This is a genomic window from Variovorax sp. EBFNA2 (assembly GCF_033802765.1).
In the GTDB taxonomy this organism is placed as follows: Bacteria; Pseudomonadota; Gammaproteobacteria; order Burkholderiales; family Burkholderiaceae_C; genus Variovorax; species Variovorax paradoxus_H.
In genome coordinates this window covers 3,068,942-3,090,761 of record NZ_CP138496.1, presented here as the reverse complement: position 1 = coordinate 3,090,761, position 21,820 = coordinate 3,068,942, and the positions used below count along the sequence as shown (strand labels likewise).

Genomic DNA, 21,820 nt, shown 5'->3' with positions numbered 1-21,820 from the left:
TTGCTGCCCACACGCAGCAGCACCTCATCCGGCCGCGACAGGTGGCGGGCGTATGGCGCGAAGTCGCCATCACCCTGTTGCGGCCGATTCAAGAAATCCTGCCTGTGTTCAACCTCATACTTTTTTGGAGTTCACATGGGAATCGCCCTCCTTGCCATCGCCGACCTTTGGTCGCCCCTGCAATCGCTGGCCACCCGCTGGATGCCCGCCCGCCGCCCGTCACGCGGTGACAGCAGCGACGCTGCCGCTGGTTTGCGCTACGTGGCCATCCGCCCGGCCTGCACGGCACGCACCGCGGGCAGCCCTGCGCCAGCAACATCGCCATCCACTGCAGCCACACCCGCCCGCCCGCTGCGTGTGGTCCGCGTGGTCGACCGCCAAGGCACGCAGCGCGGCTGCGCCAACCGGGTCGTGATTTCCGGCCGCATGGCCGACGTGTGCGCCGAGCTCGAGCGGCTCGCGGCACTGGAAGCCGCGGAAACCGGGAGCGGCACGCACCGCCCCAGCCACCTGCACTGAGAAAGTGCGAACGAACCCGCTGTGCCTGCGCGACCTGCGCACACCCCATGAGCACGGCGGATTCACCGACAACGGCCTGAAACAAGCCTCCCGGGCGCCATCGGGCACCGGGTATCCAAACGTTCACACGTGCGACCTGCCAATGCTGCGAGGCACAATGGCATGCCATGAACATTGTGATCCTCGACGATTACCAGGACGCCGTGCGCAAGCTGCAGTGCGCCGCCAAACTGGACGCCTATGCCGCCAAGGTCTACACCAACACGGTCAAGGGCATCGGCCAACTGTCGGTTCGCCTCAAGGATGCGGACGTCATCGTGCTCATCCGCGAGCGCAGCCAGATATCCCGCCAACTGATCGAGAAGCTGCCCAAGCTCAAGCTGATTTCCCAGACCGGCCGCGTCGGCGGCCACATCGACGTCACGGCCTGCACCGAGCGCGGCGTGGCGGTGGCCGAAGGCTCGGGTTCGCCGCAGGCACCTGCCGAGCTCACCTGGGCGCTGATCATGGCGGCCATGCGTCGCCTGCCGCAGTACATCAGCAACCTCAAGCACGGGGCCTGGCAGCAGTCGGGCCTCAAGTCGGCCTCGATGCCGCCGAATTTCGGCATGGGCTCGGTGCTCAAGGGCAAGACGCTGTGCATCTGGGGCTACGGGCGCATCGGCCAGCTGGTGGCGCGCTACGGGCAGGCCTTCGGCATGCAGGTCGTGATCTGGGGCCGCGAGGCCAGCTGCGCCAAGGCGCGTTCCGACGGCTTCCAGGTGGCACAGAACCGCCACGAATTCTTTGCCGCGGCCGACGTGCTGTCGGTGCATCTGCGGCTCAACGAGGACACCCAGGGCCTCATCAAGCTCGAAGACCTCTCCCGCATGAAGCCGACGGCGCTGTTCGTCAACACGTCGCGCGCCGAACTGGTCGAGGCCGATGCCCTGCTGGCCGCACTCAACCGTGGACGCCCCGGGTTGGCGGCCATCGACGTGTTCGAGAGCGAACCGCCGCTGCAGGGCCATGCGCTGCTGCGCCTCGAAAACTGCATCTGCACGCCGCACATCGGCTATGTCGAGCAGGAAAGCTACGAGAGCTACTTCGGCCAGGCGTTCGACAACGTCGTGAGCTTCATCAAGGGCAACCCCACGAACATCGTGAACCCCGGCGCGCTGCAGGTCCGGCGGTGAACGCATGAGCCGGCCCGCGCCGCAGCGAGGCGCGCTCTGGGCGCTGTTGGCCGGCAATTTCGTGATCGGCACGGGCGTGATGGTCGTGCCCGGCACCCTCAATGAAATCAGCGTCTCGCTGGCGATCAAGGTTGCCACGGCGGGCCAGTTGATCACTGCTGCCGCCTTCGTGATGTGCCTGGGCGCCCCGCTGCTGGCCGCCGCAGTCGCCGGCTGGGACCGCCGCAAGCTGCTCGCCCTCACGCTGCTCTGGTACGCCGCGTGGCACGTGGTCGCGGCGCTCATGCCCAGCTTCGGCGCGCTGCTGCCGGTGCGCATGCTCACGGTGATCGCGCCCGCCATCTTCACGCCCCAGGCCGCGGCCTGCGCCGGCATGCTGGTGCCGCCCGAGCAGCGCGGGCGCGCCGTGACCTTCGTCTTTCTCGGTTGGTCGGTCGCCTCGGTGCTGGGCCTGCCGATCGGCGCGCTGATCGGCGGCCATCTGGGCTGGCGCATGGCCTTCATGGCCATCGCGGCGCTCAGCGTCGTGAGCGCCGCCTCGGTGTGGCTCACACTGCCCAACGGCATCCGGCCCGCCGCGCTCACGGCCGCTGCCTGGTCGCGTGTGCTGCGCAGCCCGGTGCTGATGGGCATCGTGTCGGTCACGGCGCTGCAGGGCATCGGCCAGTTCGTGCTGTTCAGCTATTTCGGCCCGCTGCTCAAGCAGGGCTTCGGCGCCGACGCCAACACGCTGAGCCTGATGTGGGCGCTGTTCGGCGCCTTCGGCCTGCTCGGCAACATGGTCGTGAGCCGCTACATCGACCGCGTCGGCGCCGGGCGCATGGTGCTGCTGACGACCGGGCTGATCGCGCTGAGCCTGCTGCTGTGGCCGCTGGCCAGCACGCTGGCATGGCTCGCGGTGGTGCTCGTGCCCTGGGGCCTGGGCTGCTTTGCCACCAACTCCTCGCAGCAGGCGCGGCTGGTGGGGCTGGCGCCCGCCCTGGCGCCGGGCTCGGTGGCGCTCAACAGCTCGGGCATCTACATCGGCCAGGCTTTGGGCGCGGCGCTCGGCGGCTGGTTGCTGGCGAACGACGCCACCGAGTGGATGAGCCGGGTCGGTTTCACGCTGATGCTGCTGGCCATGGGCCTGAGCATCGCCATCGACCGCAGCCGCCGTCCGGCCTGATTCCGATGCCCCGCGTAACACCCGGGGCGCGGGCCTCCCGCGAGATTGCAAAATCGGAGCTTCCGTCCGCGTCGCGCACCCGCGCCGGCGCGGCCGTCCCGGACACCCACCAACCCATGAGAACCTTGATCCCATGACAGTGAACTACCCCCGAATCGGCGTGATCGGCGCCGGCGCCATGGGGCGCGGCATCGCGCAGATCGCCGCCCAGGCCGGCAGCGAAGTGCTGCTGCTCGACAGCTTCGCAGGCGCCGCCGAGCGCGGCCGCGAAGCCCTCGCCGCCCAATGGAACAAGCTGCACGAGAAGGGCAAGATCGACGCCCCCACGCGCGACGCCTACGTGGCGCGCGTCAAGGCGGTCGACGGCATGCAGGCGCTCGCGGGCTGCGAGCTCGTGGTCGAGGCCGTGGTCGAGAACCTCGAGGTCAAGCGCACGCTGTTCCGCGAACTCGAGGACGTGGTCGCGCCCACCGCCACGCTGGTCACCAACACCTCGTCGCTGTCGGTCACCGCCATCGCGGCCGGCCTGCAGCACCCCGCGCGCTTTGCGGGCTTTCACTTCTTCAACCCGGTGCCGCTGATGAAGGTGGTCGAGGTGGTGGCGGGCTTCAAGACCTCGCCCGAGGTCTGCCAGCAGCTGGCCGGCTATGCCACGCAGATGGGCCACAGCGCCGTGCAGGCGCAGGACACGCCCGGCTTCATCGTCAACCACGCGGGCCGCGGCTACGGCACCGAGGCGCTGCGCATCGTGGGCGAAGGCGTGGCCGACTTCGCCACCATCGACCGCATCCTGAAGGACCAGGCCGGCTTTCGCCTCGGCCCGTTCGAGTTGCTCGACCTGACGGCGCTCGACGTGTCGCACCCGGTGATGGAGTCGATCTACCACCAGTACTTCGAAGAGCCGCGCTTCCGCCCGAGCGTGATCACCGCGCAGCGCCTGGCTGCCGGCGCGCTGGGCCGCAAGACCGGCGAAGGTTTCTACCGCTACGACAACGGCGTGATGCAGCAGACGCCCGAAGCACCGGCGCCCGTGGTCGAGGGCACGCCCGCGGTCTGGGTGTCGCCGCGTGCCGCGCGTCGCGCCGAGCTGCTTCGCCTGGTGAACACGCTGGGTGCACAGATCGACACCGGCAGCGCCCCCGCACCGCAGTCGATCATCCTGGTCGCGCCGCTGGGCTTCGACGTGACGACGGTCGCGGCCGTCGAGCGGCTGGACGCCACGCGCACCGTCGGCATCGACATGCTGATCGATGACGCCGCCACCAGGCGCCGCGTGCTCGCCACCAACCCGGCCACCCGCCGCGACGTGCGTGACGCCGCGCATGCCCTCTTCGCACGCGACGGCAAGGCCGTGAGCGTGATCCGCGACAGCGGCGGCTTCGTCACGCAGCGCGTGATCGGCGCCATCGTCAACATCGCCGCCGACATGTGCCAGCAGCGCGTGTGCACGCCGGCCGACCTCGAGACCGCCGTGCAGCTGGGCCTGGGCTATCCGCGCGGCCCGCTCGCCATGGGCAACCTCTACGGACCGACCAACATGCTCGAGGTGCTGTTCAACCTGCAGACCGTGTACGGCGATCCGCGCTATCGCCCGAGCCCGTGGCTGCGCCGCCGCGGCGCACTGGGCCTGAGCCTGCTGCACGAAGAAGAATAAATAACAACCGAACGAACAGGCACACACGCCATGACCGCCGAACTCAAGAGCACCAGCGAAGGCAGCACCATGGTGCTGACTATCGTCAACCCGACCCAGCGCAATGCACTGGGCCCCGAGATCTATGCCGCCGGCATCGAGGCGCTGAACGGCGCCGAGAGCAGTGACGAGATCCGCAGCGTCGTCATCGTGGGCGAAGGCGCCTGGTTCTGCGCCGGCGGCTCGCTGCAGCGGCTGCTGGCCAACCGCCAGCTCGACCGCTCGGTGCAGGCCGAAAGCATCGAGGGCCTGCACAACTGGATCGACTCGATCCGCACCTTCCCCAAGCCGGTGATTGCGGCCGTCGAGGGCGCCGCAGCGGGTGCCGGCTTTTCGCTCGCGCTGGCCTGCGACTTCGTCGTGGCCGCGCGCGACGCCGTGTTCGCGGCCTCGTACAGCAACGTGGCGCTCTCGCCCGACGGCGGCCTCAGCTGGCACCTCGGGCAGGCACTGCCGCGCCAGCTGGCGAGCGAATGGCTGATGAACGGCGAGCGCATCGAGGCCGCGCGCCTGCATGCCTTCGGCCTCGTCAACGAGCTCACCGACAGCGGGCAGGCGCTGGCCGGCGCGATGGCCCTGGCCACCCGCCTGAACGCGCGCGCACCGAATTCGCTGGCCAGCATCAAGGAGCTGCTGAGCGAAGCGCGCGGCGCCACGCTGGCATCGCAGCTTTCGCAGGAGCGCGATCATTTCGTGCGCAACCTGCACCACGCGAACGCGGGCATCGGCATTGCCGCGTTCCTCGACAAGACACCGCCACGCTACGAGTAACGCCTGACGGCGTCGCTCCCGTGACACCCCCCAGCTTTTCAGTCGCCGAGAGGACAGACCATGGACGACCCCATTCTTACCATCGAAGAACGTGAAGCGATCAACAGTGGTCGCTGGTTTTCTTCCCTATCTCCATCACTACGGCACGACATCCTCCGATGCGCCTTTGTCAAACGCTACAAGGACGGCGACCTGCTCGCCGCGCGCGGCGACCCGCCCGAGCACTGGATCGCCTGTGCCAAGGGGGCGTTGCGCGTGAGCTCGACCGCCGTGTCGGGCAAGCAGGTGACGCTGACCTACGTCGAGCCGGGCATCTGGTTCGGCGACGTGGCGATGTTCGACGGGGAACGTCGCACGCACGACACCTACTCGCACGGCGACACCACGGTGCTGTGCGTGGCGCGGGCCGATTTCCAGAAGATTCTGGCCACCCACGTCGAGCTGTACGAAGCGCTGATGCGGCTGCAGGCACGCCGCATCCGCACACTGTTCGGGCTGGTGGAAGACCTCAACACCCTGCCCTTGCGCGCACGCCTGGCCAAGCAGCTCATTCACCTGGTGCGCAGCTACGGCGTGCCCAGCCTGGACGACGGCAGCCAGACGCGCATCGGCCTGCAACTGGCGCAGGAAGAACTCGCGCAGCTGCTCGGCGCTTCGCGCCAGCGGGTCAACCAGGAACTCAAGACGATGGAGCGCGAGGGCACCATCCGGATCGAGCCGGCCGGATTGGTCGTGCTGGACCGCTCGGCGCTGATGCAGATCTCCGTAGCAGACAACTAAAAGAATCGACATGAGCCAGGACTTCTCCAGTTTCATCGGCACCCGTGCGGTGTCCCAACAGCACACCTTCGACGTGGACGCGCTTGCGGCCTGGCTCGAAAAGAACCTCGAGGGCTTCCAGGGTCCGTTGACGGTCGAGATGTTCAAGGGCGGCCAGTCCAACCCGACCTACAAGCTCGTCACGCCCACCCAGAGCTACGTGATGCGCGCCAAGCCGGGCCCGGTCGCCAAGCTGCTGCCTTCGGCCCATGCGGTCGAGCGCGAGTTCAAGGTGATGAGCGGCCTGCAGGGCACCGATGTGCCCGTGCCGCGCATGTACTGCCTGTGCGAAGACGAAGCCATCATCGGCCGCGCCTTCTACATCATGGAGTTCATGCAGGGCCGCGTGCTGTGGGACCAGTCGCTGCCCGGCTTCAGCAACGCCGAGCGCGCCGCCCACTACGATGAGATGAACCGCGTGATTGCGGCGCTGCACACGGTCGACTTTGCCGCGCGCGGCCTGGGCGACTACGGCAAGCCCGGCAACTACTTCGACCGCCAGATCGGCCGTTGGAGCAAGCAGTACAAGGCCTCGGCCGACGGTGCCGGCGAACTGTCGCAGCCCATCGAAGCCATGGAGCGCCTGATCGACTGGCTTCCGGCCCACATGCCGGCGAGCGCACGCGACGAGACCAAGGTCTCGATCGTGCATGGCGACTACCGCCTGGACAACGTGATGTTCCACGCCACCGAGCCGCGGATCATCGCGGTGCTCGACTGGGAACTCTCCACGCTGGGCCACCCCCTGGCCGACTTCAGCTACCACTGCATGTCGTGGCACATGCCTCCCACCACCGGCCGCGGCATCGGCGGCGTGGACGTGGCGGCGCTGGGCATTCCCACCGAGAGCGAATACATCCGCCGCTACTGCGAGCGCACGCGCATCAGCACGCCCGAGGCGCTGGCGCCCGACTGGAACTTCTACCAGGCCTACAACCTGTTCCGCATGGCTGCCATCCTGCAGGGCATTGCGAAACGGGTCGAAGCCGGTACCGCATCGAGCGAGCAAGCCGTGGCGTCCGCCCGTGGCGCGCGGCCGATGGCCGAGATGGCCTGGCAATTTGCCCAAAAGGCATAGCCAGCCCTCCCCCTTAACCCCACCAGGAGACAGCATGGATTTCGAATATTCGGCCAAAACCAAGGAGCTTCAGAAGCGCGTTCTCGCCTTCATGGAAGACCACATCTACCCGGCCGAAGCCGAGTACAGCGCCGAACTGGCCGCCAACACGGTCGCCGGCAAGCGCTGGACCGCCCTGCAGACCGTCGAGAAGCTCAAGGCCAAGGCCAAGGCCCAGGGCCTGTGGAACCTGTTCCTGCCGGTCGACAGCGCCTCGGCCTCGGGCTATGAGGGTGCGGGCCTGACCAACCAGGAATACGCCCCGCTGGCCGAGATCATGGGCCAGGTGCCATGGGCATCGGAAGCCTTCAACTGCTCCGCGCCGGACACCGGCAACATGGAAACCATCGCCCGCTACGGCTCGGAAGAGATCAAGGCGCGCTGGCTCAAGCCGCTGCTCGAAGGCCAGATCCGCTCGGCCTTCGCCATGACCGAACCCGACGTTGCTTCCAGCGACGCCACCAACATCGCCACCCGCATCGAGCGCCAGGGCGACGAGTACGTCATCAACGGCCACAAGTGGTGGATCTCCGGTGCCGCCGACCCGCGCTGCGCCGTGTTCGTCACCATGGGCAAGACCGATCCCGAAGCGCCCAAGCATTCGCAGCAGAGCATGGTCATCGTGCCGGCCGACACCAAGGGCATCCGCATCGTGCGTCCGCTCAACGTGATGGGCTACGACGACGCGCCGCACGGCCACGTCGAGATGCACTTCGAAAACGTGCGCGTGCCCGTCGGCAACATCCTGCTGGGCGAAGGCCGCGGCTTCGAGATCGCCCAGGGTCGCCTTGGCCCCGGACGCATCCACCACTGCATGCGCCTGATCGGCCTGGCCGAGCGCGCGCTCGAGCTGATGTGCAAGCGCGCCTCGTCGCGCGTGGCCTTCGGCAAGACCGTCGCCTCGCAGACCGTCACGCAGGAACGCATCGCCGAAGCGCGCTGCAAGATCGACATGGCCCGCCTGCTCACGCTGAAGGCCGCCTGGCTGATGGACGTGGCCGGCAACAAGGTCGCGCGCACCGAGATCGCCATGATCAAGGTGGTGGCGCCCACCATGGCCTGCCAGGTCATCGACTGGGCCATGCAGGTTCACGGCGGCGGCGGCATGTGCGACGACTTCCCGCTGGCCTCGGCCTATGCGCAAGCGCGCACGCTGCGCTTTGCCGACGGTCCGGACGAAGTGCACCGCAACGCGATCGCCAAGTGGGAGCTGGGCAAGTACGCCGCCGACAAGTCGGGCGCCACCGCCGACGCGCCTGTCACGCGCTTCTGATCCAGAAAAAAGAAAGGGCGCGATCGCCGCGCCCTTCTCTTTCTAATCTGGCCATGCCGCCCACGCCTTGCGCGTCGGCGGCATTTTCTTTGGTGTCAGAGCTTCTTCTGCAGGAAGACGGCGTGGCCGAATTCCGGATCGAGCTGGTAGCTGACAAAGCCTTCGCGCTCGTAGCTGCGCAGCGCGGGCGCATTGCCCGACAGCACCTCGAGCGTGAGCTTGCAGGCGCCGCGCCGATGAGCCTCTTGCTCCACCAGCGCGAACATCTGCTGCGCCACACGCTGGCCGCGGTGGCTGGCGCGCACGACCACGTCGTGCACATTGACCAGCGGCTGGCAGGCGAAGGTCGAAAAACCTTCGATGCAGTTGATCAGGCCCACGGGCGTGTCGCCGTCGAAGGCCAGCACGCTGAACGCCTGTGGACGCGCCGCCAGCGCGGCAGGCAGGCCTTCGCGCACGGATGCCGGCAGCGGCGTGCCACCGCCGGCGGGGTCGCGTGCGTAGCTGTCGAGCAACTCGACCACAGCCGCCGCCTGCAGCGGATCGCGGTAGTCGGCCAGGCGCGTTTCGATGCGGCCCGCTGTCGTTATCACCGTCATGCGGCGGGCTTGAGCGTGGCCGCGAGGCGCTCGGCGCACGACTGCGACTGCTTGGCGTCGCGCGCCTCGACCATCACGCGCACCAGTGGCTCGGTGCCGCTCGCACGGATGAGCACGCGGCCTGCGTCGCCCAGTTCGGCTTCGATGCGCTTGGTTTCGCTGGCGAGCGCTGCGTTGCTCTTCCAGTCCTGGTCGGGCGCGAGGCGCACGTTGATGAGCGTCTGCGGGAACAGCGTGACGCCTTCGAGCAACTGCGCCACCGTCTTGCCGCTGCGCACGCAGGCCTGCAGCACCTGCAGCGCGCTCACGATGCCGTCGCCGGTGGTGTGGCGGTCAAGCGCCAGCAGGTGGCCGGAGCCTTCGCCGCCGAGCAGCCAGCCGCGCTTGTCGAGCTCTTCGAGCACGTAGCGGTCACCGACCTTGGCGCGCACGAACTCGATGTCCTGTGCGCGCAGGGCCATTTCGACGGCCTTGTTGGTCATCAGCGTGCCGACCACACCCGCCGGCTTCTCGCCGCGTGCGATGCGTTCGGCCACCATCAGATACAGCAGCTCGTCGCCGTTGAACAGGCGACCGCTGGCATCGACCAGCTGCAGCCGGTCGGCGTCGCCGTCCAGCGCAATGCCGTAGTCAGCCTTTTGCGCCGTCACGGTGGTGACCAGCGCCTCCGGATGCGTGGCACCGAAGCCCTTGTTGATGTTGAGCCCGTCGGGTGCACAGCCGATGCTGGTGACGTCCGCGCCCAGTTCGTGGAACACGTTCGGCGCCACCTGGTAGGCCGCGCCGTGGGCCGCATCGACCACCAGCTTCATGCCGCGCAGCGACAGGTCGTTGGCGAAGGTGCTCTTGCAGAACTCGATGTAGCGGCCGTCCGCGTCGTTGAGGCGGCGGGCCTTGCCGAGATCGGCGGAGGCGGCCCAGACCGGCGCTTCTTCGAGCGCGGCCTCGACGGCCAGCTCCCAGGCATCGTCGAGCTTGGTGCCCTGCGCGCTGAAGAACTTGATGCCGTTGTCGGGAAAGGCGTTGTGGCTGGCGCTGATCACCACACCCAGGCTGGCGCGCTGGGCGCGCGTGAGGTACGCCACGCCGGGCGTGGGCAGCGGGCCCAGCAGCACCACGTCGACGCCGGCGGAGTTGAAGCCCGACTCGAGCGCCGACTCCAGCATGTAGCCCGAGATGCGGGTGTCCTTGCCGATCAGCACCGTCGGACGGGCCTGGGTCTTCTTGAGCACGCGGCCGACGGCGTGCGCGAGGCGCAGCACGAAGTCGGGGGTGATGGGCGATTGGCCGACCGTGCCGCGGATGCCATCGGTGCCGAAATATTTACGGGTCATTTGCTGTTATTGCTCTTGTGAAGTTCGTTGCTGCTGCGGTGCTTCTGCGCGCATGGCACGCCATACGGCGAGGGCGGCGACGGTGTCGCGCACGTCGTGCACCCGCACGACCGCTGCGCCCCGGTCCACGGCCAGCACGGCGGCGGCCACGCTGGGCACGGTACGCCCGGATGCATTGTCGATGCCCGTGACCGCTCCGATGGAGGACTTGCGGGACCAACCTAGCAACAAGGGGTAACCGGCTGCGAACAATTCGGGCTGTCGCCCGAGCAGCGCGAAGTTCTGCGCCACGCTCTTGCCGAAACCAACGCCCGGATCGAGCGTGATGCGCGCGGGGTCGATGCCCAGCGCCTTCAAAGGTGCCAGTTGCGCGCCCCAGAAAGCCAGCACCTCGGGAATCACGTCGCCCTGCATCGGAAGCGTCTGCATGGTCTGCGGATCGCGGTGCATGTGCATCAGGCAGATGCCGCAGCTCGGGTGCGCCGCCACCGCCTCGCGCGCGCCCGGCTGGCGCAGCGCCCAGATGTCGTTGACGATGTCCGCCCCCAAGTCGAGCACCGCGCGCATCACCTCGGGCTTGTAGGTGTCGATGGACAACGGCACGTTCAGCTTCACCGCGTCGCGCACCACGGGCAGCACGCGTGCCAGTTCGGCGTCGAGCGGCACGGCGGGGCTGCCGGGGCGGGTCGATTCGCCGCCGATGTCGAGGATGTCGGCACCCTCTTTCAGCAGCTGCTCGCAGTGCCGGAGCGCGGTCTCGGTGGACGCGTGCGCGCCGCCGTCGGAAAAGGAATCGGGCGTGACGTTGACGATGCCCATCACGCGCGGCTGCGCGAGGTCGATGCGAAAGCGCGAGGTCTGCCAGACCGCCGCGCCATGAAAAACGGGGCCAGAGGCCCCGTTGCTGTTTGCCATTGAACCCACTCAGGCCGCCGTGGGCGCCGGGTCGGTTGTGACGGCCGGCGTGCCACCACTGCCGCCGCTGCCCGAAGGCGGAATGCGCGGCGTCCAGTCCTTGGGCGGACGCGGTGCGCGGCCGGCCATGATGTCGTCGAGCTGCTCGCTGTCGATGGTTTCCCACTCGAGGAGCGCCTTGGCCATCGCGTGCATCTTGTCGCTGTTCGCTTCGATCAGGTGGCGCGCCAGGGCGTACTGCTCGTCGATGATGCGGCGCACTTCGGCGTCGACCTTTTCCATGGTCTGCTCGCTCATGTTCGTGGTCTTGGTGACCGAGCGGCCCAGGAACACTTCGCCTTCGTTCTCGGCATAGACCATCGGGCCCAGCGCGTCGGTCATACCGTAGCGTGTGACCATATCGCGGGCAATGGAGGTCGCGCGCTCGAAGTCGTTGCTGGCGCCGGTGGTCATCTGGTGCATGAACACTTCTTCGGCGATGCGGCCACCGAACAGCATGCTGATCTGGTTCAGCATGTACTCGCGGTCGTAGCTGTAACGGTCTTGCGCCGGCAGGCTCATGGTCACGCCCAGGGCGCGGCCACGCGGAATGATCGTGACCTTGTGGACCGGGTCGCACTTGGGCAGCAGCTTGCCGATGAGGGCGTGGCCGGACTCGTGGTACGCCGTGTTGCGGCGCTCTTCCTCGGGCATGACCATGCTCTTGCGCTCGGGGCCCATGAAGATCTTGTCCTTGGCCTTCTCGAAGTCCTGCATCTCGACCACACGCGCATTGCGGCGGGCCGCCATCAGCGCGGCTTCGTTGCACAGGTTGGCCAGGTCGGCACCCGACATGCCGGGCGTGCCACGCGCGATGACGCTCGGGTTCACGTCCTGGCCCAGCGGGACCTTGCGCATGTGGACGGCCAGGATCTGTTCGCGGCCGCGGATGTCCGGCAGCGTGACGTACACCTGACGGTCGAAACGGCCCGGACGCAGCAGCGCGGCGTCAAGGATGTCGGGGCGGTTCGTGGCAGCCACGACGATCACGCCGAGGTTGGTTTCGAAGCCGTCCATCTCGACCAGCATCTGGTTGAGGGTTTGTTCGCGCTCGTCATTGCCGCCGCCGAGACCGGCGCCGCGCTGACGACCCACCGCATCGATTTCGTCGATGAAGATGATGCAAGGGGCGTTCTTCTTGGCGTTCTCGAACATGTCGCGCACACGGGCCGCGCCCACGCCGACGAACATTTCAACGAAGTCGGAACCCGAGATCGAGAAGAAAGGCACCTTGGCTTCGCCGGCGATCGACTTGGCCAGCAACGTCTTGCCGGTGCCCGGAGGGCCAACCAGCAGCAGACCGCGCGGAATGCGGCCGCCGAGTTTCTGAAAGCGCTGCGGGTCTTTGAGGAAGTCGACCACTTCACGGACTTCTTCCTTGGCCTCGTCGCAGCCTGCGACGTCGGCGAAAGTAACCGTGTTGTTGTTCTCGTCCATCATGCGGGCCTTGCTCTTGCCGAAGCTGAACGCCCCGCCCTTGCCGCCGCCCTGCATCTGGCGCATGAAGTAGATCCAGACGCCGATCAGCAGCAGCATCGGGCCCCAGCTGACCAGCAGGGTCATGAGGAGCGAGCCTTCTTCGCGCGGCTTGACGTCGAACTTGACGTTGTGGTCGATCAGGTCGCCCACGAGGCCGCGGTCGAGCACCGTGGCGGTCGTGCGGATCTTGCGATCGTCGTTGGTGACAGCGACGATCTCGCCGCCGCCGGCGCCCTCAGGAATGATGGCGCTCTTGATCTGGTTGTTGCGGACCTGGTCCAGAAACTCGGAATAGCTCACCGTTCCCGAGCCGACGCCACCGCGGGTGTCGAACTGCTTGAACACAGTGAACAACACCATGGCAATGACGAGCCATACGGCAACTTTGGAAAACCACTGATTGTTCAAACGAAGCTCCAGTCGAAAGCGCGTGACGGGAATATGAAATACGCGCTGAGGGTACGCAATTGCGCCCCATTTTAGGCTTTTCAAGCTGCGAAAAGCGGACATTTCCCTATAGCAGCCATAGGCTGACAAGGGTTTGCGCCCCTGGAGGGCGCTCTGCGGCAAGGTATCAATGCGTATCGAGCGCCTTCAATCCCCTGCCGATGAGGAAGGTCTCTGCCGATTTATCGCGTGACGCCTTGGGCTTGAGAGGCTTCACGACGCGGAAATTGGCCTTGAACATCTTGACCAATTCGTCATATCCGCTGCCGTGGAATACCTTGGCCACGAGCGCCCCTTCGGGCTTCATGTGGTTCTGGGCGAAGTCGATGGCCAGCTCGATCAGGTGCGCCACGCGGGCCGCATCGGCCGAGTGGATGCCCGACAGGTTGGGCGCCATGTCGGACACCACCAGGTCGGCCTTGCGGCCGGCCAGTACCGCCAGGAGCTGCTCCAGCATTGCGTCTTCGCGGAAGTCGCCCTGCAGGAAGGTCACACCTTCGATGGGCTCCATCGGCAGCAGGTCGAGCGAAACGATGGTGCCGTTGAGGTCGCCGGCCGCCGCCCCGCCCGGCGACATGCGCCGCCGCAGGTATTGGCTCCAGGCCCCCGGGGTCGAGCCGAGGTCGACCACGAGCTGGCCGGGCTTGACCAGCCCGAGCGACTCGTCGATTTCCTTGAGCTTGTAAGCCGCGCGGGCACGGTAGCCCTCTCTGGTCGCGAGCTTCACGTAGGGGTCGTTGATGTGGTCGTGAAGCCACGCCTTGTTGACTTTTTTGCTTTTGGCTTTGGTGCTCATGAGGGTGTTCGTGTACGCGTCGATAATACGGGGATGCCCGCCATTCAACTTACCCCTGCCGAGCGCAAGGTGCACCGCGCCGAAGCTCACCACCTGGATCCGATCGTCATGGTCGGTGGAGACGGGCTCACCCCTGCCGTAAAAAAAGAGGCCGACGCGGCCCTGAAGGCCCATGGCCTGATCAAGGTGCGCGTCTTCTCCGACGACCGCCTCGCCCGCGACGCCATGCTCCAGGAGCTCGCCGACGAGCTCGACGCCGCCCCGATCCAGCACATCGGCAAGCTGCTCGTGCTGTGGCGTCCGAAGCCCGAAAAAGAGCGTGTGATCGACGAAGACCGCATGCCCGGCCCGCGCGACGTGAAAATCGTCAAGTACAGCAAGCGCGGCGGCCAACGCCCTGAAATCAAGACCCTGCGCGTGCTCGGCAACCAGCGCCTCACCCCTGGCGGCACCATCAAGCGCGCCAAGGCCAAGCGTCCGCTGTCGGCCAAGAAACGCAACCAGGCGGACTGAGCTTGGTGGCAGCGCAAGGCGCCGAGCGCCATATCCTCTGCATGAAGTGGGGCACCAAGTACGGCCCCGAGTACGTCAACCGGCTCTACGCCATGGTGCGCCGCCACCTCAGCGGCGACTTCAAGTTCGTCTGCCTGACCGACGACGGCAACGGCATCCGACCCGAAGTGACGTGCCTGCCCATTCCGCCGCTCAACCTCCAACTGGCCCCGGGCCAGCGCGACGGCGCGTGGAAGAAGCTCACCACCTTCGAGCAGGACCTGCACGGCCTGCGCGGCACCGCCCTCTTCCTGGACGTCGACGTGGTGATCGTCGGCAGCCTGGACGCTTTCTTCGAGCAGCCCGGCGAGTTCCTGATCATTCACGACTACGCCCGCCCCTGGCGGCGCGAGCGGATCACGGGCAATTCATCGGTCTACCGTTTCGAACTGGGCGCCCACGCCGACGTGCTGGCGTACTTCCGCGCCAACATGGACAAGGTGCAGGCCGAATACCGCAACGAGCAGGCCTACCTGTCGGACGTGCTGCACAAGCAGGGCAAGCTGGCCTACTGGCCGGCCGCCTGGTGCCCGAGCTTCAAGTACCACGGCATTCCGACTTGGCCGACCAACTACTGGGAAGAGCCCTTCGTGCCCGAAGGCGCCCGTGTGATGGTGTTCCACGGCGAGTGCAACCCGCCCGATGCGCTGGCGGGACGGCGCAACCGCGCCTTCCGCTACATCCGGCCGGCGAGCTGGGTCGCCAAGCACTGGAAAGAGTAATTGAGCCGGAGGCCGCGGCGACATCACCTGTCGCTGCTGCCGCCCCGGTTCAGCGTGGCGCGCGAGCGGCGCCGCCCATGCGCCACAGCAGCGTGCCGGCGCACACCCACTGAACGAAATACATGCCCGTGCCCACGGCGTGCCACAGCTTGAGGTTGTCGCGCGCCACGATGCGCGGCGCCACGGCGTACTGCTGCAGCAGCGCCAGCAACAACGCCGCCAGCACCAGGAAGATGGCCGTCAGCACAGGCGGGGTCATGCCGTCGTCGGCCTTCTGGCGAAAGTGGATCAGCAGGATCAGCCCGCAGCCGATGGCAATCCAGCTTTGCGCCTCGAACAGCTGGGCGGCGAAATTGCCCGCCACCGCCGGGTTGCCGAGCTTCGCGAACAGCATCGGCACGACCAGGAAACCGATCGTGGTGAGGCTGCCCCACCACAGGGCTGCCAGCATCAGCGCGACGCGGTCTTTCATCCGATTCAGAGGTAGCGGACCGCCACGATCTCGTAGCGCTTGAGGCCGCCCGGGGCCTGCACTTCGGCCGTGTCGCCCTCTTCCTTGCCGATGAGCGCGCGCGCGATCGGGCTGGAGATGTTGATGAGGCCCAGCTTCAGGTCGGCTTCGTCTTCGCCGACGATCTGGTACTTGACGGCTTCGCCCGACTCTTCTTCCTCGAGTTCGACGGTCGAGCCGAACACCACCTTGCCGCCGGCGTCGAGTTCGCTCGGGTCGATGATCTGCGCGGCTGAGAGCTTGCCTTCGACTTCCTGAATGCGGCCTTCGATGAAGCCCTGGCGGTCCTTGGCGACTTCGTATTCGGCGTTTTCGCTCAGGTCGCCCTGGGCGCGCGCTTCGGAAATGGCATTGATGACCCAGGGACGGTCGACCGTCTTGAGCTGGTGCAGTTCGGCGCGCAGCTTTTCAGCGCCGCGCTTGGTGATGGGAATGGTGGCCATGTTGTTGGTTCTCCATAAAGCGAAACCGCCGAACGATGCCGTTCGGCGGTCGATTGGGGGGACAGATCAGACGAGATTGCGTCCGGTCAGCCGGCTCAGGATGGCGAGCGGGCTCGAATCTGGATTGTATTGCTTCGATGCGGCCAGATGAAGGGTCTGCTCGAGCATGTACTGGCCCGCCATCACGGCGTGCGAGGTCTGGTCCGAGAAGCACACCCACACCGAACCCGGCGGGAATTCGGCCTTCTCCTGTGGCGAGTTGTCCTGGTACGCCATGTCCGACTTCATGCCGTCGTGCAGTTGCAGCATCAGGTGGTCGTACTCGCTGCGGAACGACTTGGTGACGTGCAGTGCCTGCAGCAGCTTGGCCTGCCAGCGCGCATAGGGCTTGGCCCGCGGCAGGAAGCGCTTGGCGATGTCCTCGAAAGGCTCGCCCACGCGCCACACGCGCGGCGCGCCGTCGGGGTTGACGTTGGTGAACACGCGCAGGATGCGCTCGCCGTAGTTGGGCCGCGACGGAAACGCATCGACGTGCAGGCGCCGGTCGTCGGCGCGCCACGACTGCACGCGCGTCTCGACCTGGGCCGGCCGGTAGCTGGTCGGCGCCAGGCGCAAAGCCGGCGTGTAGTGCGGCAGCAGGCCATGAATGAGCTGCTGCGCCTGCGTACGGAACCGCTTCACCATCGCCGCCGTGGCACGCTGCACCGCCTCGTCACCCACGGCGCCCTTGAGCTTGCCGTGGGCGTCGAGGCTGATGTTGCGTACGTCGGGCGACAGCAGGCTGGGCGTCAGCAGGCTGCGCTCTTCAGGCCGCAGCTCGAAGCCCAGCCGCGGGAAGTACAGGACCTTGCCGGCTTCCAGTTCCGCGATCCACGCCTCGTTGGGCGCGGCCGCGTTCCAGTCCGCCAAGTCCAGTTCGACCAGCTGCGTTTCCATGATGGCGGTGCCCGATCAGGCAGCAGCCAGCTGCGCGTGCATCTCCTGCACCGAGATCACGCCCAGCTCGTCCATGAAGCCCATGCCTTCCACCGCGGCTTCGGCGCCGAAGATCGTGGTGAAGGTGGTCACACGGGCCAGCAGTGCCGAGGTGCGGATCTGCCGCGAATCGGTGATCGCGTTGCGGCGCTCTTCCACCGTGTTGATGACCAAGGCAATTTCGTTGTTCTTGATCATGTCCACGATGTGCGGACGACCTTCGGTCACTTTGTTGACCGTCTCGCAGGCGATGCCGGCGGCGCTGATGGCCGCGGCGGTGCCCTTGGTGGCGACCAGTTCGAAGCCCAGCTTGGCCAGGCCGCGTGCCACTTCGACGGCGCGCGCCTTGTCGTTGTTCTTCACCGAGATGAAGGCCTTGCCCGACTTCGGCAGGTGCGTGCCCGCGCCCAGCTGCGACTTCACGAAGGCTTCGCCGAAGGTCTTGCCCACGCCCATCACTTCGCCGGTCGACTTCATCTCGGGGCCGAGGATGGTGTCCACGCCCGGGAACTTGACGAACGGGAACACGGCTTCCTTCACGCTGAAGTACGGCGGCGTGACTTCCTTCGTGATGCCCTGCGATGCGAGCGACTGGCCGGCCATGCAGCGTGCCGCCACCTTGGCGAGCTGGATGCCCGTGGCCTTGCTCACGTAAGGCACGGTGCGCGACGCACGCGGGTTCACTTCGAGCACGTAGATGACGTCCTTGCCATCCTTTTGCTGGATGGCGAACTGCACGTTCATCAGGCCGACCACGTTCAGTGCCTTGGCCATCGCGGCGCTCTGGCGCTTCAGTTCGGCGATGGTGTCGGCGTTCAGGCTGTAGGGCGGCAGCGAGCAGGCGGAGTCGCCCGAGTGCACGCCGGCTTGTTCGATGTGCTCCATCACGCCACCGATCAGCGTGCCGCCTTCGGCGTCGCGGATGCAGTCGACGTCGCATTCGACAGCGTCGTTCAGGAAGCGGTCGAGCAGCACCGGCGAGTCGTTGCTCACCTTGACCGCTTCACGCATGTAGCGCTCGAGGTCGCGCTGCTCGTGCACGATTTCCATCGCGCGGCCGCCGAGCACGTAGCTGGGGCGAACCACCAGCGGGTAGCCCAGGGCGGCAGCCTTTTCGAGTGCTTCGGGTTCCGTACGCGCGGTGGCGTTCGGCGGCTGGCGCAGGCCCAGCTCGTGCAGCAGCTTCTGGAAGCGCTCACGGTCTTCGGCCGCATCGATCATGTCGGGCGAGGTGCCGATGATCGGCACGCCGTTGGCTTCGAGGTCGAGCGCGAGCTTCAACGGCGTCTGGCCGCCGTACTGCACGATTACGCCGAGCGGCTTTTCCTTGTCGACGATCTCGAGCACGTCTTCGAGCGTGAGCGGCTCGAAGTACAGGCGGTCGGAGGTGTCGTAGTCGGTCGACACGGTCTCGGGGTTGCAGTTGACCATGATGGTCTCGTAGCCATCTTCGCGCATCGCGAGCGCGGCGTGCACGCAGCAGTAGTCGAACTCGATGCCCTGGCCGATGCGGTTGGGACCGCCGCCGAGCACCATGATCTTCTTCTTGTCCGTCGGATCGGCCTCGCACTCGTCCTCGTAGGTCGAGTACATGTAGGCCGTGTTGGTCGCGAACTCGGCCGCGCAGGTGTCGACGCGCTTGTAGACCGGACGCACGCCCAGGGCGCGGCGCTTTTCGCGCACGGCCGTGTCGGTGGTCTTGAGTTGCTTGGCGAGGCGCCGGTCGGAGAAGCCCTTCTTCTTGAGCGCGAGCAGCGTGTCCTTGTCGATATCGTCGAGCGACTTGGTTTCCAGCTCGAGCTCGATCTTCACGATCTCTTCGATCTGCACCAGGAACCACGGATCGATCTTGGTCAGCGCGAACACTTCGTCCACGCTCAGGCCCATGGCAAAGGCATCGCCCACGTACCAGATGCGCTCGGGACCGGGCTCGCCCAGTTCCTTTTCGAGCACTTCGCGGTCCTGTGTCTTCTCGTTCAGGCCGTCGACGCCCACTTCAAGGCCGCGCAGGGCCTTCTGGAACGACTCCTGGAAGGTACGGCCCATGGCCATCACCTCACCCACCGATTTCATCTGCGTGGTGAGACGCGAGTCGGCCTGCGGGAATTTTTCGAACGCGAAACGCGGGATCTTGGTGACCACATAGTCGATCGAGGGTTCGAACGACGCGGGCGTGGCACCGCCGGTGATTTCGTTGCGCAGCTCGTCGAGCGTGTAGCCCACGGCCAGCTTGGCCGCGACCTTGGCAATCGGGAAACCCGTGGCCTTGGAGGCCAGCGCCGACGAACGCGACACGCGCGGATTCATCTCGATGACGACCATGCGGCCGTCCTTCGGGTTGATGGAGAACTGGACGTTCGAGCCACCGGTGTCCACGCCGATTTCGCGCAGCACGGCCAGCGAGGCGTTGCGCAGGATCTGGTATTCCTTGTCGGACAGCGTCTGCGCGGGGGCCACGGTGATCGAGTCGCCGGTGTGCACGCCCATCGGGTCGAGGTTTTCGATCGAGCAGACGATGATGCAGTTGTCGGCCTTGTCGCGCACGACTTCCATCTCGTACTCTTTCCAGCCGAGCAGCGACTCTTCGATCAGCAGCTCGTTGGTCGGCGAGGCTTCGATGCCGCGCTTGCAGATGGTCTCGAATTCGTCGGGGTTGTAGGCGATGCCGCCGCCGGTGCCGCCGAGCGTGAAGCTGGGGCGGATCACGGTCGGGAAGCCGAGCGTCTTCTGCACGGCCCAGGCTTCGTCCATCGTGTGGGCGATGCCCGAGCGCGCCGAACCGAGACCGATCTTGGTCATCGCGTCCTTGAACTTCAGGCGGTCTTCGGCCTTGTCGATGGCTTCGGGCGTGGCGCCGATGAGTTCGACCGGCTTGTTGGTGGCCGCGCCCGTGTACTTGTCGAGCACGCCGTTGCGCCAGAGGTCCAGCGCGCAGTTCAGCGCGGTCTGGCCGCCCATCGTCGGCAGGATCGCGTCGGGGCGTTCCTTGGCGATGATTTTCTCAACCGTCTGCCAGGTGATGGGCTCGATGTAGGTGACGTCGGCCGTGGCCGGGTCGGTCATGATCGTCGCGGGGTTGCTGTTGATCAGGATGACCTTGTAGCCCTCTTCGCGCAGCGCCTTGCAGGCTTGCACGCCGGAGTAGTCGAACTCGCAGGCCTGGCCGATGATGATCGGGCCGGCGCCGATGATGAGGATCGATTTGAGGTCTGTGCGCTTAGGCATTCTTGCTCTCCGTCTTTTCCGTCTTGTTCTTTTCCATGAGTGCCGTGAAGCGATCGAACAGGTAGCCGATGTCATGCGGGCCCGGCGAGGCTTCCGGGTGGCCCTGGAAGCAGAACGCGGGCTTGTCGGTGCGTGCCAGGCCCTGCAGCGTGTTGTCGAACAGGCTGATGTGGGTGGGGCGCAGGTTGGCCGGCAGCGACTTCTCGTCGACCGCGAAGCCGTGGTTCTGGCTGGTGATGCTCACGCGGCCGTTGTCCAGATCCTTCACGGGATGGTTCGCGCCGTGGTGGCCGAACTTCATCTTGAAGGTCTTGGCGCCCGAGGCGAGCGCCATGATCTGGTGGCCCAGGCAGATGCCGAAGGTCGGGATGCCGGTTTCGATCAGTTCCTTGACCGCGGCGATGGCGTAGTCGCAGGGCTCCGGGTCGCCGGGGCCGTTGGCCAGGAAGATGCCATCGGGCTTGAGCTTGAGCACGTCGGCCGCGGGCGTCTGCGCCGGCACCACGGTGATGCGTGCGCCGCGCTGCGCGATCATGCGCAGGATGTTCTTCTTGACGCCGTAGTCGAAGGCGACCACATGGAACTGCGGCGTGATCTGCACGCCGTAGCCAGCGCCGAGCTTCCACTCGGTTTCGGTCCATTCGTAGGTCTGCGTGACCGACACCACCTTGGCCAGGTCGAGGCCCGACATGCTCGGCACGGCCTTGGCGGCGGCGATGGCCTTGTCGATCAGCGCCTGGGTCACGGCTTCTCCAGCGGCCAGGCCCAGGATGCAGCCATTCTGCGCGCCGTGGGTGCGCAGGTGGCGCGTGAGCTTGCGGGTGTCGATGTTCGCGATGGCCACCGTGTTGCCGGACACGAGGTACTCGGTCAGCGTGGCGGTCTTGCGGAAGTTGGACGCGACGAGGGGCAGGTCCTTGATGATGAGGCCCGCGGCATGGATCTTGTCGGCTTCGATGTCCTCATCGTTGACGCCGTAGTTGCCAATGTGCGGATACGTCAGGGTGACGATCTGCTGGCAGTAGCTCGGGTCGGTGAGGATTTCCTGGTAACCGGTCATCGAGGTGTTGAACACCACTTCACCGGTCGTGGAGCCGGCGGCTCCGATCGAGTTGCCGAGAAAGACCGTGCCGTCTGCGAGCGCCAGGATGGCGGGCGGGAAACTTCCCTTGAGAGACAAAAGCACTGGGTTCTCCGGATGGTTACGGTCGCCCGGAGCCCCAGGCGCGTTGCCTGCGGACTGCTGCTTAA

Annotated in this window: 20 protein-coding genes; 10 read left to right on the top strand and 10 right to left on the bottom strand. The window is 66.5% G+C overall.

What is annotated here, in order from left to right; all coding sequences use genetic code 11:
* The first annotated feature begins 135 nt into the window (after positions 1-135).
* From RZE79_RS14445 to RZE79_RS14410, 8 genes are all read left to right on the top strand, one after another.
* Entirely contained in the window at positions 136-519 is a 384-nt protein-coding gene (locus RZE79_RS14445; RefSeq protein WP_319360941.1) for a hypothetical protein, read from the top strand.
* 167 nt (positions 520-686) lie between these two features.
* Positions 687-1,694 (top strand): D-2-hydroxyacid dehydrogenase family protein, encoded by a 1,008-nt coding sequence (locus RZE79_RS14440; RefSeq protein WP_101493041.1) that lies wholly within the window; start codon positions 687-689, stop codon positions 1,692-1,694.
* 4 nt (positions 1,695-1,698) lie between these two features.
* Positions 1,699-2,859 carry an MFS transporter gene (locus RZE79_RS14435; RefSeq protein ID WP_101493040.1) on the top strand — a complete coding sequence of 387 codons (1,161 nt, stop codon included), beginning with the start codon at positions 1,699-1,701 and terminating at the stop codon, positions 2,857-2,859.
* 133 nt (positions 2,860-2,992) lie between these two features.
* Positions 2,993-4,513: a 3-hydroxyacyl-CoA dehydrogenase gene (locus RZE79_RS14430; RefSeq protein WP_319360940.1), complete on the top strand. Its 1,521-nt coding sequence runs from the start codon at positions 2,993-2,995 to the stop codon at positions 4,511-4,513.
* A 30-nt stretch (positions 4,514-4,543) separates the two neighbouring features.
* Positions 4,544-5,323, top strand: a complete 780-nt coding sequence (locus RZE79_RS14425; RefSeq protein WP_095745199.1) for an oxepin-CoA hydrolase, alternative type — start codon at positions 4,544-4,546, stop codon at positions 5,321-5,323.
* Positions 5,324-5,383: 60 nt separating this feature from the next.
* Positions 5,384-6,103 carry a Crp/Fnr family transcriptional regulator gene (locus tag RZE79_RS14420; protein ID WP_056581250.1) on the top strand — a complete coding sequence of 240 codons (720 nt, stop codon included), beginning with the start codon at positions 5,384-5,386 and terminating at the stop codon, positions 6,101-6,103.
* 10 nt (positions 6,104-6,113) lie between these two features.
* Positions 6,114-7,220: a phosphotransferase gene (locus tag RZE79_RS14415; protein WP_319360939.1), complete on the top strand. Its 1,107-nt coding sequence runs from the start codon at positions 6,114-6,116 to the stop codon at positions 7,218-7,220.
* Positions 7,221-7,254: 34 nt separating this feature from the next.
* Complete coding sequence (locus RZE79_RS14410; protein ID WP_319360938.1) at positions 7,255-8,532, top strand: acyl-CoA dehydrogenase family protein; 1,278 nt, start codon at positions 7,255-7,257, stop codon at positions 8,530-8,532.
* A gap of 95 nt (positions 8,533-8,627) precedes the next feature.
* Here RZE79_RS14410 and RZE79_RS14405 read toward each other — a convergent pair whose 3' ends face one another.
* The 5 genes from RZE79_RS14405 to RZE79_RS14385 all read right to left on the bottom strand — a co-directional run bounded on the left by RZE79_RS14405 (position 8,628) and on the right by RZE79_RS14385 (position 14,141).
* A complete protein-coding gene (locus RZE79_RS14405; RefSeq protein ID WP_319360937.1) occupies positions 8,628-9,131 on the bottom strand; it encodes a GNAT family N-acetyltransferase in 504 nt (167 codons plus the stop codon).
* The gene (gene glmM, locus RZE79_RS14400) at positions 9,128-10,465 is read right to left on the bottom strand and encodes a phosphoglucosamine mutase (protein ID WP_319360936.1); all 1,338 of its coding nucleotides are present in this window, start codon (positions 10,463-10,465) and stop codon (positions 9,128-9,130) included. Before glmM ends, RZE79_RS14405 begins: the two co-directional genes overlap by 4 nt.
* A 6-nt stretch (positions 10,466-10,471) precedes the next feature.
* Entirely contained in the window at positions 10,472-11,380 is a 909-nt protein-coding gene (gene folP, locus RZE79_RS14395; RefSeq protein WP_319360935.1) for a dihydropteroate synthase, read from the bottom strand.
* Positions 11,381-11,389: 9 nt separating this feature from the next.
* Positions 11,390-13,306: an ATP-dependent zinc metalloprotease FtsH gene (gene ftsH / locus RZE79_RS14390; RefSeq protein WP_153284424.1), complete on the bottom strand. Its 1,917-nt coding sequence runs from the start codon at positions 13,304-13,306 to the stop codon at positions 11,390-11,392.
* Between the two features lie 166 nt (positions 13,307-13,472).
* The gene (locus RZE79_RS14385) at positions 13,473-14,141 is read right to left on the bottom strand and encodes an RlmE family RNA methyltransferase (RefSeq protein ID WP_319360934.1); all 669 of its coding nucleotides are present in this window, start codon (positions 14,139-14,141) and stop codon (positions 13,473-13,475) included.
* A gap of 33 nt (positions 14,142-14,174) precedes the next feature.
* Here RZE79_RS14385 and RZE79_RS14380 point away from each other — a divergent pair, with 33 nt between their 5' ends.
* A complete protein-coding gene (locus tag RZE79_RS14380; RefSeq protein WP_062471564.1) occupies positions 14,175-14,654 on the top strand; it encodes a YhbY family RNA-binding protein in 480 nt (159 codons plus the stop codon).
* 2 nt (positions 14,655-14,656) lie between these two features.
* On the top strand, positions 14,657-15,415 hold the full coding sequence (locus tag RZE79_RS14375; RefSeq protein WP_373696557.1) for a glycosyltransferase: 759 nt from the start codon (positions 14,657-14,659) through the stop codon (positions 15,413-15,415).
* Between the two features lie 49 nt (positions 15,416-15,464).
* On the opposite strand, the gene RZE79_RS14370 is transcribed toward RZE79_RS14375, so the two are convergent.
* The 5 genes from RZE79_RS14370 to carA form a co-directional block, all read right to left on the bottom strand.
* Positions 15,465-15,887 carry a DUF4149 domain-containing protein gene (locus tag RZE79_RS14370; RefSeq protein ID WP_153284426.1) on the bottom strand — a complete coding sequence of 141 codons (423 nt, stop codon included), beginning with the start codon at positions 15,885-15,887 and terminating at the stop codon, positions 15,465-15,467.
* A 5-nt stretch (positions 15,888-15,892) separates the two neighbouring features.
* Positions 15,893-16,369 (bottom strand): transcription elongation factor GreA, encoded by a 477-nt coding sequence (greA, locus tag RZE79_RS14365; protein ID WP_056581276.1) that lies wholly within the window; start codon positions 16,367-16,369, stop codon positions 15,893-15,895.
* A gap of 66 nt (positions 16,370-16,435) precedes the next feature.
* Positions 16,436-17,305 carry a Kdo hydroxylase family protein gene (locus RZE79_RS14360; RefSeq protein WP_153284427.1) on the bottom strand — a complete coding sequence of 290 codons (870 nt, stop codon included), beginning with the start codon at positions 17,303-17,305 and terminating at the stop codon, positions 16,436-16,438.
* 15 nt (positions 17,306-17,320) lie between these two features.
* Positions 17,321-20,569: a carbamoyl-phosphate synthase large subunit gene (gene carB / locus RZE79_RS14355; protein ID WP_319360933.1), complete on the bottom strand. Its 3,249-nt coding sequence runs from the start codon at positions 20,567-20,569 to the stop codon at positions 17,321-17,323.
* Positions 20,562-21,755, bottom strand: a complete 1,194-nt coding sequence (gene carA, locus RZE79_RS14350; RefSeq protein WP_319360932.1) for a glutamine-hydrolyzing carbamoyl-phosphate synthase small subunit — start codon at positions 21,753-21,755, stop codon at positions 20,562-20,564. The genes carB and carA overlap by 8 nt, the downstream gene beginning before the upstream one ends.
* Between the last annotated feature and the right edge of the window lie 65 nt (positions 21,756-21,820).

What these genes read in the sequence shown, in the direction of transcription:
- RZE79_RS14445 (WP_319360941.1), top strand. Translation starts at nt 136, where the DNA reads ATGGGAATCGCCCTCCTTGCCATCGCCGACCTTTGGTCGCCCCTGCAA.
- RZE79_RS14440 (WP_101493041.1), top strand. Translation starts at nt 687, where the DNA reads ATGAACATTGTGATCCTCGACGATTACCAGGACGCCGTGCGCAAGCTG.
- RZE79_RS14435 (WP_101493040.1), top strand. Translation starts at nt 1,699, where the DNA reads ATGAGCCGGCCCGCGCCGCAGCGAGGCGCGCTCTGGGCGCTGTTGGCC.
- RZE79_RS14430 (WP_319360940.1), top strand. Translation starts at nt 2,993, where the DNA reads ATGACAGTGAACTACCCCCGAATCGGCGTGATCGGCGCCGGCGCCATG.
- RZE79_RS14425 (WP_095745199.1), top strand. Translation starts at nt 4,544, where the DNA reads ATGACCGCCGAACTCAAGAGCACCAGCGAAGGCAGCACCATGGTGCTG.
- RZE79_RS14420 (WP_056581250.1), top strand. Translation starts at nt 5,384, where the DNA reads ATGGACGACCCCATTCTTACCATCGAAGAACGTGAAGCGATCAACAGT.
- RZE79_RS14415 (WP_319360939.1), top strand. Translation starts at nt 6,114, where the DNA reads ATGAGCCAGGACTTCTCCAGTTTCATCGGCACCCGTGCGGTGTCCCAA.
- RZE79_RS14410 (WP_319360938.1), top strand. Translation starts at nt 7,255, where the DNA reads ATGGATTTCGAATATTCGGCCAAAACCAAGGAGCTTCAGAAGCGCGTT.
- RZE79_RS14405 (WP_319360937.1), bottom strand. Translation starts at nt 9,131, where the DNA reads ATGACGGTGATAACGACAGCGGGCCGCATCGAAACGCGCCTGGCCGAC.
- glmM (WP_319360936.1), bottom strand. Translation starts at nt 10,465, where the DNA reads ATGACCCGTAAATATTTCGGCACCGATGGCATCCGCGGCACGGTCGGC.
- folP (WP_319360935.1), bottom strand. Translation starts at nt 11,380, where the DNA reads ATGGCAAACAGCAACGGGGCCTCTGGCCCCGTTTTTCATGGCGCGGCG.
- RZE79_RS14385 (WP_319360934.1), bottom strand. Translation starts at nt 14,141, where the DNA reads ATGAGCACCAAAGCCAAAAGCAAAAAAGTCAACAAGGCGTGGCTTCAC.
- RZE79_RS14380 (WP_062471564.1), top strand. Translation starts at nt 14,175, where the DNA reads ATGCCCGCCATTCAACTTACCCCTGCCGAGCGCAAGGTGCACCGCGCC.
- RZE79_RS14370 (WP_153284426.1), bottom strand. Translation starts at nt 15,887, where the DNA reads ATGAAAGACCGCGTCGCGCTGATGCTGGCAGCCCTGTGGTGGGGCAGC.
- greA (WP_056581276.1), bottom strand. Translation starts at nt 16,369, where the DNA reads ATGGCCACCATTCCCATCACCAAGCGCGGCGCTGAAAAGCTGCGCGCC.
- RZE79_RS14360 (WP_153284427.1), bottom strand. Translation starts at nt 17,305, where the DNA reads ATGGAAACGCAGCTGGTCGAACTGGACTTGGCGGACTGGAACGCGGCC.
- carB (WP_319360933.1), bottom strand. Translation starts at nt 20,569, where the DNA reads ATGCCTAAGCGCACAGACCTCAAATCGATCCTCATCATCGGCGCCGGC.